This is a genomic window from Nonomuraea sp. NPDC052634 (assembly GCF_040678535.1).
Lineage (GTDB): Bacteria > Actinomycetota > Actinomycetes > Streptosporangiales > Streptosporangiaceae > Nonomuraea > Nonomuraea fastidiosa.
In genome coordinates, this window is the sequence record NZ_JBFATY010000010.1 from 1 (window position 1) to 17573 (window position 17573).

2 protein-coding genes are annotated in these 17573 nt (G+C 71.6%); both read right to left on the minus strand.

What is annotated here, in order from left to right:
* Window positions 1-2332, minus strand: a 2332-nt coding sequence (locus tag AB0K67_RS31885) for a type I polyketide synthase (RefSeq protein ID WP_364067715.1), incomplete at its 3' end; no start/stop codon positions are given.
* 4 nt (window positions 2333-2336) lie between these two features.
* Window positions 2337-17564, minus strand: a complete 15228-nt coding sequence (locus tag AB0K67_RS31890; protein ID WP_364067717.1) for a type I polyketide synthase — start codon at window positions 17562-17564, stop codon at window positions 2337-2339.
* Window positions 17565-17573 lie beyond the last annotated feature (9 nt).

Genomic DNA, 17573 nt, shown 5'->3' on the forward strand with positions numbered 1-17573 from the left:
GCCCGGCGACGACCTGTTCGAACTCGGCCAGCATCGGCTCCATCAACGGCGAGTGGAACGCATGCGACACCCGCAGCGGGCGGGTCCGATGCCCCCGCTCGCGCGCCCATTCGACGATGTGGTTGACCTGGTCGGTGGCGCCGGAGATCACGACCGCGCCGGGTGCGTTGATCGCCGCTACTGCTACTTGGTCGTGGTCGGCCAGGGCGGGGGCGATCTGGTCCTCGCTACAGCCGATGGCCGCCATCGCGCCACCGGAGGGCAGCGCCTGCATGAGCCGCCCGCGAGCGGCCACCAGACGGCACGCATCCGCCAGATCCAGCACCCCGGCGACGTGAGCGGCGGTGATCTCACCCAGCGAGTGCCCGGCCACGAAGTCCGGCCGCACACCGAACGACTCCAGCAGCCGGAACAGCGCCGTCTCGAAAGCGAACAGCCCGGCCTGCGCGAACACCGTCTGATCCAGCACCCCGTCAGGGGCCGAGTCGCCGAGGATGATGTCGCGCACGCTCAGCCCACCGGCCAGCCCGGCTACGACATCCGCTCCGGCGAGTTCGGCTTGCAGCAGCTCGCAGGCTTCGTCGAAGGCTCGGGCGAAGACCGGGAACGCCGCATACAGCTCCCGCCCCATCCCCGACCGCTGAGCACCCTGGCCCGAGAACACCACAGCCAAACGCCCCGCCCGCGCCCGACCCTGAACTCCAGAGGACGCCTCCAGCTCGCCAGCGGCCAAGGCTCGCAGCCCGGCCAGCAGGTCGTCCCGGCTCGTTGACGACAGCACCGCCCGATACTCCAGCGCGGCCCTGCGAGCCAGCCCAGCAGCGACCTCTACCGGTTGCGCCTTCTCGTGCTCAGCCACGAAGGCGGCCAGCCGGTCGGCCTGAGCCCGCAGAGCAGCCTCGGTCTTGGCCGACACCATGACCGGCACAACGGAGCCGGTGGTGCCGTTCGTTGCAGCCGGTTCGCCTACACCGGCCGGTGCTTCCTCTGCGGGTGGTTCCTCGATGATGACGTGGGCGTTCGTGCCGGAGATGCCGAACGACGACACGCCTGCCCGGCGCGGCCGATCCGGGTTCTTCGGCCAGGGGCGAGGTTCGGTCAGCAACTCGACCGCCCCGGCGGACCAGTCCACCTTCGACGACGGGGCGTCCACGTGCAGCGTCCTGGGCAGCAGCTCGTGCCGCATCGCGAGGATCATCTTGATGATGCCGGCCACGCCGGCGGCCGCCTGGGTGTGACCCAGGTTCGACTTCACCGACCCCAGCCACAACGGCTCCTGCCGACCCTGACCGTAGGTGGCCAGCAACGCCTGCGCCTCGATCGGGTCGCCCAGCGAAGTGCCGGTGCCGTGCGCTTCAACCACATCGACATCACTTGGTGCAAGACCGGCCGCCGCCAGCGCCTGAGCGATGACTCGTTCCTGGGAGGGCCCGTTAGGGGCGGTCATGCCGTTGGAGGCGCCATCCTGGTTGACCGCGCTCCCCCGCACGACAGCCAGCACCCGGTGGCCGCGACGGCGCGCATCCGACAGCCGTTCGACCACCAGGACGCCCACACCCTCACCCCAGCCGACACCATCGGCCGCCTCAGCGAAAGACTTGCACCGCCCATCAGCCGCCAGGCCGCGTTGCCGGGAGAACTCCACGAACGCATCCGGCGTGGCCATCACCGTCACCCCACCCGCCAGCGCCAGATCGCACTCACCATTACGCAGCGCCTGCGCGGCGAGATGGAGCGCCACGAGCGAGGACGAGCACGCGGTGTCCACCGACACCGCAGGCCCCTCCAGACCGAACGTGTAAGCCACCCGGCCCGAAATCGTGGCACCACCGGTCCCCGAAGGCGCGTAATCGTGGTACATCACACCCGCGAAAACACCGGCACTGCTGCCTTTCAGCGAGGTCGGATCGATCCCAGCACCTTCCAGCCCGGCCCAGCACACCTCGAGGAACTGCCGCTCCTGCGGGTCCATCTCCGCAGCCTCACGCGGACTGATCCCGAAGAACGCCGGATCGAACTCCGCCGCCCCATACAGGAACCCACCCTCCCGCGCATACGTACGCCCCGGCCTGCCCGGCTCAGGATCGTACAAACCGGCGACATCCCAACCCCGATCGCCCGGGAAACCACCCACGGCATCCACACCGCCCACCAGCAACCGCCACAACTCCCCCGGGCCATCAACCCCACCCGGATAACGACACGCCATCCCCACGATCGCGATCGGCTCCCGAGCGCGGGCCGTGAGCGCGCGGTTCTGCTGGCGCAGCTTGGCCGTCTCACGGAGAGAAGCGCGCAGTGCCTCGACGAGCTTGCCCTCGTTCTCCGCCATCTCTTCAGCCCTCCTCGGTCTCGTCATCCGGCTGCCCGTCGTGCAGCGCCATCCTGATCAGGCTTTCCGCGTCCAGCTCGTCGATGGCGTCGAGATCCTCCATCTCGTCGGGAGGTGCGGTTCCGTTCGTACCTGCCGGGGTCACTCCGGCGAGTTCCAGCAGGCTGTCCAGCAGTCCGGCGGCGCGCAGCTTCGCCAGCGGCACGGTCTGCAGCGCCCTGCGGATCGCCGCCTCGTCGTGGCCGTTGCTCTCGGGGTCAGGCATCGGCGCGATCTGCTTGAGCACGTAGTCGGCGACGGCTCGGACCGACGGGTGATCGAACACCAGCGTGGTCGGCAGCCGGAGCCCCAGCGCCGCGCCGAGCCCGTTCCGCAGCTCGACCGCGGCGAGCGAGTCGACCCCCAGCTCTTGGAACGCCTGGTCCACGGGTACGGACGCGGGTGAGTCGTGGCCGAGTACTGCGGCTGCTCGGGCGCGGACGAGTTCGGTGACCGCCGTCCGGCGTTCGGTCTCCGACAGCTCGGCCAGCCGATCGGCGAACGAGCCCGCACCGGCCGCGACCTCCGCCGTGGCCCTGCGGCGTACCGGGACCAGCTCGCGCAGCAAAGCCGGCAACCTGTCCGCCCCGGCACGCAAGGCACTGACCGACCAGCCAGCCGCCACCACGACCCCGCTACGGCCCTCACCCACCAGCCGATCCAGCACCGCCAAGCCCACATCAGCCGTAACCGGGATCAGCCCCTCACGCAACATGCGCTCCCGATCCCGACCCGACAGCCGACCAGCCATGCCCTCCTCGGCGTCCCACACACCCCACGCCACCGACACACCCGGCAACCCAGCACGCACACGATCGACGACCAGCGCATCCACCGCCGCGTTCGCAGCCGCGTAATTACCCTGACCCGCCGCACCCAACGTCCCCGCCAGCGACGAGAACACCACGAACCGGGCCACCTGACCGTCCCGCGTCAACTCATGCAGATGCCACAACGCATCCACCTTCGGCCGCAGCACCCGCTCCACACGCTCAGCCGACAGCGACGACATCACACCGTCGTCCACGACACCCGCCGTATGCACCACCGCGCACAGCGGCCGGTCGTCGGGGATCTGCTTGAGCGCACCGGCCAGGGCGTCCCGGTCCGCGACGTCGCAGGCGGCGATCGTGACGTCGGCGCCCTTGCCGACCAGCTCGTCGCGGAGGTCGGCGGCTCCTGGGGCGTCCAGGCCCCGGCGTGAGACCAGCAGCAGATTGCGTACGCCATGCTCGGAGACCAGATGTCTGGCCACCACGGCGCCCAGACCACCTGTGCCGCCGGTGATCAGCGTCGTCCCATCGACCGGCCACACGGCGTCGGTCGTATCGATGGATGCTTCGGTGGATGTGGCGTGCGTCATGCGGGACACCCACAGTCGGCCGTGGCGCAGCGCGACCTCCGGCTCGCCGGACGCCAGTGCGGCGCGCACGTCGGCCGTGAGGAGGTTGTCGTCGCCGGCCGATGCTCCGTTCATGCTGAGAGCGTTCGGAGCGAGGTCGATGAGGGTGATGCGGCCGGGGTCTTCGGCTTGGGCGGCGCGTACCAGGCCCCAGACCGCCGCCTGTGCCGGGTCCGGCGTTTCGTCGTCCGTTACGGCGACCGCGCCGCGCGTGATGACCGCCACCGGGCGCGTGTCGCCCTCCGACGACCAGCTCTGCAGACCGGCCAGCACCTCCCCGACGGTCTGGCGTACGCGTGCGGGCACATCGCCGCCGGTCGTCGCCGAGGACGCGGCGTCCAGCACCCGCACCCCGCCCGCGGACGTGCTCTCGTCGGTTGTGGTGAGGGGCCGCCAGGCCACCTCGTACAGCCAGCGTGTCCCGGCCGTACCGGTCAGCCGGCTTGCAGGGAGCGGGCGTGCGGTCAGCTCCTCGACCGACACCACCGGGCCGCCTGCCGGATCCACGATGTCCAGGCGGGTGACCGCCTCGCCGTCCAACCTGCGCAACCTGACGCGCAGCGACGACGCGCCCGACGCGTGCAAGGTCACGCCGCGCCAGTTGAACGGGATCAGCGGGCCCTCGTTCCGGACCTCCGCTCCGCTGTCCGGCCCGGCGAGCATGCCCACGTGCATCGCCGCGTCGAGCAGCGCGGGGTGCACGCCGTACCCGGTCGGGTCGGCCTCGTCCGCCGGCAGCGACACCTCGGCGAAGAGGTCGTCGCCACGCTTCCACGCGCCGGTGAGCCCCTGGAAGGCGGGCCCGTAGCCGTAGCCGTGGTCGATGAGGCTGTCGTACAGGCCGGTGGTGTCCAGCCGCTCGGCGCCCGCAGGTGGCCAGACCTGCCGCAGCTCCTCCGACACGTCGGGCGGCACGGCGGCCGGGGTGGCGCTGAGCGTGCCACTGGCGTGCTCGGTCCAGCTTCCGCCGTCGTCCCGGGAGTGGATGCCGATCTGGTGACGTCCGTCCTCGTCGGGCGGGCTCACGATGACCTGGAGGGTGATGCCGTTGGCGGTGTCGGGGACGGGCAGGGGTGCGTGCAGGGTGAGCTCGTCGATGACCGTGCAGCCGATCAGCTCACCGGCCCGCAGGGCCAGCTCGACGAACGCGGTGCCGGGCAGGATCGGGGTGCCGTTGATGGCGTGATCGGCCAGCCATGGCTGGGCCGTCGCTGACAGACGTCCGGTCAGGATGGCCCCGCCGTCGGGCTGCTCCACCACCGCACCCAGGATTGGATGGTCGGCCACCCCCAGGCCCAGCGCGGCCGGGTCGCCCGTCGGGGTCGAGTGCAGCCAGTAACGCCGGTGCTCGAAGGGGTAGGTGGGCAGGTCCGGGTGGCCGAAGCCAGCGCCTCCTGGGGTGTTCCAGGCGGGCCAAGCGGTCCAGTTGAGGTTGACGCCTGACGTCCAGGCTCGGCTCAGTCCGGCGACCAGCTGAGCGGTCTCGTCCCGGTCGCGCCGCAGCAGCGCGATCACCGAGGCGGGCTCGGCACGGCTGTCGTCGGCTTGGTCGGGAGCCGAGCTTTCATGCGACGCCAAGGTCTGCTCGACCATGGGGGTGAGCTGGGCGTCGGGGCCCGCCTCGATGAAGCAGGTGACGCCTTGCTCGTGCAGGGTGGTGACGCTGTCGGCGAAGCGGACCGGGCGGCGTACGTGCTCCACCCAGTACGCGGGCTCGGTGATCTCTTCGCCTGCCGGCTTGCCGGAGACATTGGAGATGAGCGCCAGCTCCGGGCGTCGCAGTGTCAGCCCGGCGACGACCTGTTCGAACTCGGCCAGCATCGGCTCCATCAACGGCGAGTGGAACGCATGCGACACCCGCAGCGGGCGGGTCCGATGCCCCTGCTCACGCGCCCATTCGACGATCTCGGTGACCTGGTCGGCGGCACCGGAGATCACGACCGCGCCAGGTGCGTTCACCGCGGCGATGGCCACCTGATCGTAACGAGCCAGCACGGAGGCGATCTCGTCCTCGCCGCAGCCGATCGCGGCCATCGCACCACCGGCCGGCAACGCCTGCATGAGCCGCCCGCGAGCGGCCACCAGACGGCACGCATCCGCCAGATCCAGCACCCCGGCGACGTGCGCGGCGGTGATCTCACCCAGCGAGTGCCCGGCCACGAAGTCCGGCCGCACACCCAACGACTCCAGCAGCCGGAACAAGGCAGTCTCGAAGGCGAACAACCCGGCTTGGGCGAACACCGTCTGATCCAGCACCCCGTCAGGGGCCGAATCGCCGAGGATGATGTCGCGCACGCTCAGCCCACCGGCCAGCCCGGCTACGACATCCGCTCCGGCGAGTTCGGCTTGCAGCAGCTCGCAGGCTTCGTCGAAAGCGCGAGCGAAGACCGGGAACGCCGCATACAGCTCCCGCCCCATCCCCGACCGCTGAGCACCCTGGCCCGAGAAGACCACGGCCAAACGCCCCGCCCGCGCCCGACCCTGAACCCCAGAGGACGCCCCCAGCTCGCCGCCAGCCAAAGCGCGCAGCCCAGCCAGCAGACCATCCCGATCCGACACCGGCAGCACCGCCCGGTGCTCCAAAGCAGCCCGGCGCGACAGCCCACCCGCCACCTCCAGCGGTTGCGCCTCCTGATGCTCGGCCACGAAAACCGCCAATCGGTCGGCATGGGCCCGCAGCGCAGCCTCGGTCTTGGCCGAGACCATCACGGGCACCGGCAGCGAGGCGGACTCGGCTGCGTCCTCGGGCGCTGCGGCTGTGCTGCCGTCCTGGCTGACGTCTTGCCCGTCTGACGGTCGACCGGTGAGCTGACGGAGTGGCTCTTCTTCGACCGGGGGTTCTTCGAGGATGATGTGGGCGTTCGTGCCGGAGATGCCGAACGACGACACGCCCGCGCGGCGCGGCCGGTCCGCGTGCTTCGGCCAAGGCTTGGGCTCGGTCAGCAACTCGACCGCCCCGCTGGACCAGTCCACCTTCGACGACGGGGCGTCCACGTGCAGGGTCTTGGGCAGCAGCTCGTGCCGCATCGCGAGGATCATCTTGATGATCCCGGCCACGCCGGCGGCCGCCTGGGTGTGGCCCAGGTTCGACTTCACCGACCCCAGCCACAACGGCTCCTGCCGACCCTGACCGTAGGTGGCCAGCAACGCCTGGGCCTCGATCGGGTCGCCCAGCGCGGTGCCGGTGCCATGGCCTTCGACCACGTCCACCTGATCCGGCTTGATCCCGGCCGACGCCAGCGCCTGAGCGATGACCCGCTCCTGGGAGGGCCCGTTAGGGGCGGTCATGCCGTTGGAGGCGCCATCCTGGTTGACGGCACTCCCCCGCACGACGGCCAGCACGCGATGCCCGCGACGGCGAGCGTCCGACAGCCGTTCGACCACCAGGACGCCCACACCCTCGCCCCAGCCGACACCATCGGCCGCCTCAGCGAAAGACTTGCACCGCCCATCAGCCGCCAGGCCGCGTTGCCGGGAGAACTCCACGAACGCGTCCGGCGTGGCCATCACCGTCACGCCACCCGCCAGCGCCAGATCGCACTCACCATTACGCAGCGCCTGCGCGGCCAGGTGCAAGGCCACCAGCGAGGACGAGCACGCGGTGTCCACCGACACCGCAGGCCCCTCCAGACCGAACGTGTAAGCCACCCGGCCCGAAATCGTGGCACCACCGGTCCCCGAAGGCGCGTAATCGTGGTACATCACACCCGCGAAAACACCGGCACTGCTGCCTTTCAGCGAGGTCGGATCGATCCCAGCACCTTCCAGCCCGGCCCAGCACACCTCGAGAAACTGCCGCTCCTGCGGGTCCATCTCCGCAGCCTCACGCGGACTGATCCCGAAGAACGCCGGATCGAACTCCGCCGCCCCATACAGGAACCCACCCTCCCGCGCATACGTACGCCCCGGCCTGCCCGGCTCAGGATCGTACAAACCGGCGACATCCCAACCCCGATCGCCCGGGAAACCACCCACGGCATCCACACCGCCCACCAGCAACCGCCACAACTCCCCCGGGCCATCAACCCCACCCGGATAACGACACGCCATCCCCACGATCGCGATGGGATCGTCGGTGACCGCCGCCGTGCGCCTGACCTTTCTCTGGTCGGCCTGCCGCCCCAGGAGGCGGCCTAGGAGGAAGTCCGTGATCGCGTTCACGGACGGGTGATCGAAGATGAGCGTGGCCGGCAGGGTGAGCTCGGCCGCGCGGCCGAGCCGGTTGCGCAGTTCGACGGCCATCAGCGAGTCGACGCCCAGCTCTTGGAAGGCTCGGTCCACCGGGACCGCTTCGGCCGCGCCATAGCCCAGCACGGCGGCCGCCTGCGTACGTACGAGTTCGGTGACCGCCGTCCGGCGTTCGGTCTCCGACAGCTCGGCCAGCCGATCGGCGAACGAGCCCGCACCGGCCGCGACCTCCGCCGTGGCCCTGCGGCGTACCGGGACCAGCTCGCGCAGCAGCGCCGGCAACCGGTCCGCCCCGGCACGCAAGGCACTGACCGACCAGCCGGCCGCCACCACGACCCCGCTGCGGCCCTCACCCACCAGCCGATCCAGCACCGCCAAGCCCACATCAGCCGTAACCGGGATCAGCCCCTCACGCAACATGCGCTCCCGATCCCGATCCGACAGCCGACCGGCCATGCCCTCCTCGGCGTCCCACACACCCCACGCCACCGACACACCCGGCAACCCAGCACGCACACGATCGACGACCAGCGCATCCACCGCCGCGTTCGCAGCCGCGTAATTACCCTGACCCGCCGCACCCAACGTCCCCGCCAGCGACGAGAACACCACGAACCGGGCCACCTGACCGTCGCGCGTCAACTCATGCAGATGCCACAACGCATCCACCTTCGGCCGCAGCACCCGCTCCACACGCTCAGCCGACAGCGACGACATCACACCGTCGTCCACGACACCCGCCGTATGCACCACCGCGCGCAACGGCCGGTCGTCGGGGATGTCCTGCAGGAGAGCGGCGAGGGCGTCGCGGTCGGCCACGTCGCAGGCGGCGATCGTCACCTCGGCGCCGAGTCCGGCCAGCTCCTCGCGGAGGTCGGCCGCGCCGGACGCTTCCAGACCTCTCCGGGAGGCCAGCAGCAGGTGCCGTACGCCGTGCTCGGAGACCAGATGCCTGGCGACCACAGCGCCCAGACCACCCGTGCCACCGGTGATCAGCGTCGTCCCGTCCAGCGGCCAGGCCGACGTGGGTTCCTCGCCTAGGCGGGCTCGCTCCAGGCGAGGCACCCATGGCCGGTCGCCGCGGATGGCGACTTCGGGTTCGTCGCCGGGTAGGGCCGTGTTCTGCAGAGTCGTCAGGTCAAGGTCCGCGGTCCGCGCCGTCGGCTCGAGGTCGAGCAGCGTGATGCGGCCGGGGTGTTCCTGCTGGGCCGCACGTACCAGGCCCCAGACCGCGGCTCCCGCCGGGTCGGGGGTCTCTCCGTCCGCGACGGCGACCGCTCCGCGGGTGGCCACGACGATGGGGCGCTGATCGTCTTCAGCGAGCCGGGCCTGCAGCTCCGCCAGTACCGCGCCGACGCGTCGGCGTACACGGGTCGGCAGGTCATCGGGGCCGTCGCCGGTGGTGGCATCGATCACGGCCGTGCCGTCGAGCAGTGCCGGCTCTGCTGAGAATTCGGGCAGCGGTCGCCAGGCCACCTCGGTGAGCCAGCGCGCCACCGACCCCGCGGCGGGCGTCGTGCTGTCCGTCTCGGCCACCGGCCGGGACGCCACGGTCCCCACGGTGATCACCGGCTGGCCGGTGGGGTCGGCCAGGTCCAGGCGGAAGCCGCCATCCGGGTCCGGGTGCAGGCGTACGCGCAGGGCGGTGGCACCGGTGGCGTGCAGGGTGACGCCGTTCCAGTTGAACGGGATCAGCGGCGTACCCCCTGCGGTCTCGTCGCCGGCCAGGAGCGCCAGATGCGTGGCCGCGTCGAAGATGGCGGGGTGTATGCCGTAGCGGGAGGGTTGTCCGGCTTTTTCGGGGAGTGTTATGTCGGCGTAGAGGTCGTCGCCGTCTCTCCAGGCCCGGGTGAGGCCGTGGAAGGCGGGGCCGTAGCCGTAACCGTGGTCGATCAGGCGCTCATAGAGGCCGGTGGTGTCGACGGGCTCGGCGTTGGGCGGCGGCCAGGCGTGGCGCAGGTCGGCCGGAGCCACCGTGGAGGTGGCGGTCAGGGCGCCGGTGGCATGCCGGGTCCACTGCTCGGCGTCGTCCTTGGAGTGGATGGTGATCTCGCGTCGGCCGTCCTCGTCGGGGGCGGTCACGGTGACCTGGACGGCGACGTCGCCGCTGCTGTCAGGGATGGGCAGGGGCGTGTGCAGGGTCAGCTCGTCAAGGAACGGGCTGCCGACCTGGTCGCCGGCGTGCAGGGCCAGCTCGACGAAGCCGGTGCCGGGCAGGATCGGGGTGCCGTTGATGGCGTGATCGGCCAGCCACGGCTGGGCGGTCACCGACAGGCGGCCGGTCAGGATCGCGCCGCCGTCCGGCTGCTCCACGACCGCGCCCAGGATCGGATGGTCGGATGCGGCCTGGCCGACTGCCGTCGGGTCGCCGGCCGGGGCGGGCTCCAGCCAGTAGCGGCGATGCTGGAACGGGTACGTGGGCAGGTCGATGTCGCCGATGCGGACACCCAGCGGCCCGGCCTTGGTCGGCCAGACGGTCCAGTCCACATCGGTGCCGCTCGCCCAGGCTTGGCCGAGGCCGGTGATGAGGTGAGTGGTCTCGTCGCCGTTTCGGCGGATGAGGGGTACGACGGCGGGATCGGCGTCGGTGAGGGTCTGTTCGACCATGGGGGTGAGCTGGGCGTCGGGGCCCGCTTCGATGAAGCAGGTGACGCCTTGCTCGTGCAGGGTGGTGACGCTGTCGGCGAAGCGGACCGGGCGGCGTACGTGCTCCACCCAGTACGCGGGCTCGGTGATCTCTTCGCCTGCCAGGTCGCCGGAGACATTGGAGATGAGCGCCAGCTCCGGGCGTCGCAGTGTCAGCCCGGCGACGACCTGTTCGAACTCGGCCAGCATCGGCTCCATCAACGGCGAGTGGAAGGCATGCGACACCCGCAGCGGGCGGGTCCGATGCCCCTGCTCACGCGCCCACTCGACGATCTCGGTGACCTGGTCGGCGGCACCGGAGATCACGACCGCGCCAGGTGCGTTCACCGCGGCGATGGCCACCTGATCGTAACGAGCCAGCACGGAGGCGATCTGGTCCTCGCCGCAGCCGATCGCGGCCATCGCACCACCGGCCGGCAGCGCCTGCATCAACCGCCCGCGAGCGGCCACCAGACGGCACGCATCCGCCAGATCCAGCACCCCGGCGACGTGCGCAGCGGTGATCTCACCCAGCGAGTGCCCGGCCACGAAGTCCGGCCGGATGCCGAACGACTCCAGCAGCCGGAACAAGGCGGTCTCGAAGGCGAACAACCCGGCCTGGGCGAAGACGGTTTGATCCAGCACCTCAGCGTCGCCGAGGATGATGTCGCGCACGCTCAGCCCACCGGCCAGCCCGGCTGCGACATCCGCTCCGGCGAGTTCTGCTTGCAGCAGCTCGCAGGCTTCGTCGAAGGCTCGGGCGAAGACCGGGAACGCCGCATACAGCTCCCGCCCCATCCCCGACCGCTGAGCACCCTGGCCCGAGAACACCACGGCCAAACGGCCCGCCCGCGCCCGACCCTGAACCCCAGAGGACGCCCCCAGCTCGCCGCCAGCCAAAGCGCGCAGCCCAGCCAGCAGACCATCCCGATCCGACACCGGCAGCACCGCCCGGTGCTCCAAAGCAGCCCGGCGCGACAGCCCACCCGCCACCTCCAGCGGTTGCGCCTCCTCGTGCTCGGCCACGAAAACCGCCAATCGGTCGGCATGGGCCCGCAGCGCAGCCTCGCTCCTGGCCGACACCACCACAGGAAGTACGGCGGTGTCCTCCGTATCGGTGGAGGCGACCAGCGGACGTTCCTCTTCACTGCGCGCCGTGGACGGCGGTTCCGTACCGTCGCCGACTACCGATGCCTCTTCGGCGGGCGGCTCTTCCAGGATGATGTGGGCGTTCGTACCGGAGATGCCGAAGGAGGACACGCCCGCGCGGCGCGGCCGATCGGCCTGCTTGGGCCAGGGCTTCGGCTCGGTGAGCAGCTCCACCGCTCCGGCGGACCAGTCCACCTTCGACGACGGGGCGTCCACGTGCAGCGTCCTGGGCAGCAGCTCGTGCCGCATCGCGAGGATCATCTTGATGATCCCGGCCACGCCGGCGGCCGCCTGGGTGTGACCCAGGTTCGACTTCACCGACCCCAGCCACAACGGCTCCTGCCGACCCTGGCCATAGGTGGCCAGCAACGCCTGCGCCTCGATCGGGTCACCCAGCGCCGTCCCCGTGCCATGCGCCTCGACGGCGTCCACTTCACCGGGGGTAAGCCCGGCAGCCGCCAGCGCCTGACCGATGACCCGCTCCTGCGCGGGCCCGTTGGGGGCGGTCAGACCGTTCGAGGCGCCGTCCTGGTTGACGGCGCTCCCCCGCACCACGGCCAGGACCCGGTGGCCGCGACGGCGAGCATCCGACAGCCGTTCCACGACCAGCACGCCGACGCCCTCACCCCAGCCGACACCATCGGCCGCCTCGGAGAACGCCTTGCACCGGCCGTCGGCGGCCAACCCGCGCTGCCGGGAGAACTCTACGAACGCGTCCGGCGTGGCCATCACCGTCACGCCACCGGCCAGCGCGAGATCGCACTCGCCGTTGCGGAGCGCCTGCGCGGCCAGGTGCAGAGCCACCAGGGACGACGAGCACGCGGTGTCCACCGACACCGCAGGTCCCTCCAGGCCCAGTGCGTACGCCACCCGCCCCGACACCACGCTGCCCTGCGTTCCGGTGGCCACCAGGCCCTCGGCCTCGGGTGAGGCGACCGCGCCCGAGCCGTAGTCGTTGGCCATGACCCCGGTGAACACCCCTGTGGGAGTGCCGCGCAGCCGGGACGGGTTGATGCCGGCGTGCTCCAGGGCCTCCCAGGACGCCTCCAGGATGAGCCGCTGCTGGGGATCCATCGCCACGGCTTCGCGCGGGCTGAGCGCGAAGAACTCGGGGTCGAAGTCGGCGGCGCCGGTCAGGAATCCGCCGGTACGGACGTAAGACGTGCCCGGGTGGTCGGGGTCGGGGTGGAACAGCGATGCCAGGTTCCAGCCCCGGTCGGTGGGGAAGCCGGTGATGCCGTCGCGGTCCTCGATCAGGAGCCGCCACAGCTCTTCGGGGTTGGTGATCTGGCCGGGGAAGCGGCAGGCCATGCCGACCACCGCGATCAGATCATCCTCGCGATCCCCGCTCGTCTTCACGGTGACGGTGGGGGTCGTGCGGCGCGTACCGGACAAGGTCCTGTCCAGGTGCGCCGCCAGGGCGCGAGGCGTGGGGTGATCGAAGACCAGCGTGGGCGTCAGCCGCAGCCCGGTCACCTGATGCAGCCGGTTACGCAGCTCCACGGCGGTCAGCGAGTCGAAGCCCAGGTCCTGGAACGGCCGATCCGCATCGATGGCCTGCGCACTGTCGTGCCCCAGGGTGGCCGCCGCCTGAGCGGACACCACCTCCAGCAAACGCCGCCGCCGCTGCGCCCCCGGCAAGTTCATCAGCTCCGCGACGAGCGCCGAGCCACCCGTACCGCTCTCCGCAGGTGCGGAAGGCGCGGCGGCGGGCTTGCCGATGTCGGCGGCCAGCTCACGCAGCATGGGCGGCAGCTCGGGCCCGCGCCGTCCCAGCGCCACCGCGTCGAAACGAGCCGAGACCAGGAACGGCCGCCGCGACCGCACGCCGGCGTCCAGCAGCGCGACCCCTTCTTCGGTGGTCAGTGCGAACAGCCCGGCGGCGCGCATCCGCGCCTCGTCCCTGGTGCCGATGCGGCCGACCATGCCTCGCTCTTCGGCCCACGGCCCCCAGGCCAGCGACACGGTCGGCAACCCGGCCGCCGCCCGCGCCACGGCCACGGCGTCTGCGAACGCGTTAGCGGCGGCGTAGTTGCCCTGACCCGCACCGTCCACCACCCCGGCCAGCGACGAGAACACCACGAACCGCTCCAGAGCACGGTCCTGCGTCAGCTCGTGCAGATGCCACAGCGCATCGGCCTTGGGCCGCAGCACCGCATCCACACGCTCCGGCGACAACGAGGAGATCACCCCGTCATCGACCACACCCGCCGCATGCACCACCGCACACAACGGCCGATCCTCAGGGACCCCCGCCAGCAAAGCGGCGAGCGCCTCACGATCGCCCACGTCACAGGCCGCGATCGTCACCTCGGCGCCGAGCCCGGCCAGCTCCTCACGCAGCTCGGCAGCGCCGGACGCGTCCGGACCCCGACGGGAAACCAGCAGCAGATGCCGTACGCCGTGCTCGGACACCAGATGCCGCGCCACCACGGCACCCAGACCACCCGTGCCGCCCGTGATCAGAGTCGTCCCGTCAACGGGCCACAAGACATCGGCATCATCACCCTGGCCGGCCTCGCCACCAGGGTTCACGGACTCGACGTGCGACAACCGGGGTGCCCACAACCCGCCGCCCCGCAGCGCGACCTCCGGCTCGCCGGAGGCCAGCGCCGCACGCACGCCCTCCGCAAGGCCGCCCGCACCGCCATCGGCGGTGGCCTCGACATCGACGAGCGTGATACGTCCGGGCTCCTCAGCCTGCGCCGCACGTACCAGACCCCAGACGGCGGCCTGCGCCGGGTCCGGCACCTCGTCATCAGCGACGGCCACCGCGCCCCGGGTCACCACCACGACCGGCCGCGAGCCCTCTTCGGCCGACCAGCCCTGCAGGCCGGCGAGCGCCGTACGCAGCGCACCCCGCACCCGGTCGGGTACGTGGGCCTCCTCGGCACCAGTGACGTCGATGACGAGGGGGTCGCCACCGGTGGCGGCCGCCGGGGCCGGTTCGAGCCGCCGCCAGGCGACCTCGAACGTGGCAGGCCGGCTGGTGACACCGGACGCCCGCGCTTGCGAGCCGCCCGGCGGGAGCAGCCAGTAGTGCCTCCGCTGGAAGGCGTAGGTGGGCAGGTCGAGATGGCCGGGCCGGGCGGCGGCCAGCGAAGGCCAGGTCATCCACTTCACGCCGGCGCCGGACGTCCAGGCCCGGCCCAGCCCGGCGACGAGCTGGGCGGTCTCCTCCCGGTCGCGCCGCAGCAGGGCGACCACCGAGGCAGGCGCGCGAGCCGCATCCGCGCCGGACACGTCGGGGTCGTCGTGGTATGCGAGGGTCTGCTCGATCATGGGAGCGAGCTGGGCGTCGGGGCCGATCTCCAGGAAGCAGCGGACGCCGTTCTCGCGCAGGGTGGTGACGACGTCCGCGAACCGCACCGCCCGGTGCACGTGCTCCACCCAGTAGCCGGGCTCGGTGATCTGCGAACCGGCGAGTTGCCCGGTCACGCCCGATACGAGCGCCACAGAAGGCGAGTTGAACGTGAGCGACGCCGCCACCTGGGCGAACTCGCCCAGCATCGGCTCCATCAACGGCGAGTGGAACGCATGCGACACCCGCAGCGGCCGCGTACGGAACCCCTGCTCGCGCGCCCACACGACCACCTCATCGACCTGAGCGGCGGCACCGGAGATCACGACCGCGCCAGGTGCGTTCACCGCGGCGATGGCCACCTGATCGTAACGAGCCAGCACGGAGGCGATCTCGTCCTCGCCGCAGCCGATCGCGGCCATCGCACCACCGGACGGCAACGCCTGCATCAACCGCCCACGGGCGGCCACCAGACGGCACGCATCCGCCAGCTCCAGCACCCCGGCGACGTATGCGGCGGTGATCTCACCCAGCGAGTGCCCGGCCACGAAGTCCGGCCGCACACCGAACGACTCCAGCAGCCGGAACAGCGCCGTCTCGAAAGCGAACAACCCGGCCTGCGCGAACACCGTCTGATCCAGCACCCCGTCAGGGGCCGAGTCGCCGAGGATGATGTCACGCACGCTCAGCCCACCGGCAAGCCCGGCCACGACATCGGCACCGGCGAGCTCGGCCTGCAACAGCTCGCAAGCCTCATCGAAGGCCCGCGCGAAGACGGGAAACGCCGCATGAAGCTCTCGCCCCATCCCCGAACGCTGCGCACCCTGGCCGGAGAACACCACGGCGAGACGACCAGGCCGCACCCGGCCCACGACGCCCGAAGGCTCACCGGCCGCCAGCGAACGCAGCCCGGCCAGCAGCCCATCCCGATCCGACACCGGGAGTACGGCCCGATGCTCCAGAGCGGCCCTGCGGGTCAGCCCGACGGCCACCTCCAGCACCTCGGCCTCGGTATGCGACTCCACGAAGCCGGCCAGCCGCTCGGCCTGCGCCCGCAGCGCGGCCTCGGTCTTGGCCGACACGACCACTGGCACCGCCAGCCCGGCGGCGTCACCCGGTTCGGTCTCAGCGGGCACCTCCTCATCGGCGGACGCCTCTTCGAGGATCACGTGCGCGTTGGTGCCGCTGAACCCGAACGACGACACGCCCGCCCTGCGCAGCCGCCCCTCGGCCCGCGGCCACGGCCTGGCCTCGGTCAGCAGCTCCACCGCACCGGAAGACCAGTCCACCTTCGACGACGGCGCGTCCACGTGCAGGGTCTTCGGCAGCAGGCCGTGCCGCAGCGCCATGACCATCTTGATCACGCCGGCCACGCCCGCCGCCGCCTGCGTGTGGCCCAGGTTCGACTTCACCGACCCCAGCCACAGCGGCGTGCGCCGCCCCCGCCCGTAGGTGGCGAGCAGCGCCTGCGCCTCGATCGGGTCGCCCAGGGAGGTGCCGGTGCCGTGGGCCTCGACCGCGTCCACGTCCGCCGCCACCAGCCCGGCGGCGGCCAGCGCCTGCTGGATCACCCGCTCCTGGGAGGGGCCGTTGGGGGCGGTCAGGCCGTTGGAGGCGCCGTCCTGGTTGACGGCGCTGCCGCGGATCACGGCCAGCACGCGGTGGCCACGACGGCGGGCGTCCGAGAGCCGTTCGACGACCAGCATGCCGGCGCCCTCGCCCCAGGCGGTGCCGTCCGCCCCGTCGGCGAACGCCTTCACCCGCCCGTCGGGCGCAAGGCCCCGCTGCCGGGCGAACTCGGTGAACGTCTCGGGCGTGGACATCACGGTCACGCCGCCGACCAGCGCGAGATCGCACTCGCCGACGCGCAGCGCGTGCGCCGCGAGGTGCAGCGCCACCAGCGAGGACGAGCAGGCGGTGTCCACCGAGACCGCGGGCCCTTCCAGGCCGAGCGTGTACGCCACCCGCCCGGACACCACGCTGCCGTGCGACCCGGTGCTGAGCAGGCCCTCGGCCTCGGGCACGTCCCGGCCGTAGCCGATGGCGTAGTCGGGGGCCATCACGCCGAGATAGACGCCGGTGCGGCTGCGGCGCAGCCCCGTCGGGTCGATGCCGGCGTGCTCCAGAGCCTCCCACGAGGTCTCCAGGACGAGCCGCTGCTGCGGGTCGGTGGCGGTGGCCTCGCGCGGGCTCATGCCGAAGAAGTCGGCGTCGAACTCGCCGGAGCCGTGCAGGAACCCGCCACGGTCGACGTACGTGGTGCCGGGCCGGGTCAGCTCGGGGTCGTGGAGCGCGTCCACGTCCCAGCCGCGGTCGGTGGGGAAGCCGGAGATCCCCTCCCGGCCGTCGGCCACCAGGTTCCACAGCTCCTCCGGCGTGCTCACGCCGCCCGGGTACCTGCAGGCCATGCCGACGATCGCGATCGGCTCCCTGGCCCGTTCCGTCACGTCGCGCAGTTGCCTGCGCGTCTCCTGGAGATCCGCGGTGGCCCTGCGCAGGTAGTCGCGCAGGCGGTCATCGCCCGACATCAGTCATCT

Coding starts and splice junctions, on each gene's coding strand:
- AB0K67_RS31890 (WP_364067717.1), bottom strand. CDS start 17,564: ATGTCGGGCGATGACCGCCTGCGCGACTACCTGCGCAGGGCCACCGCG.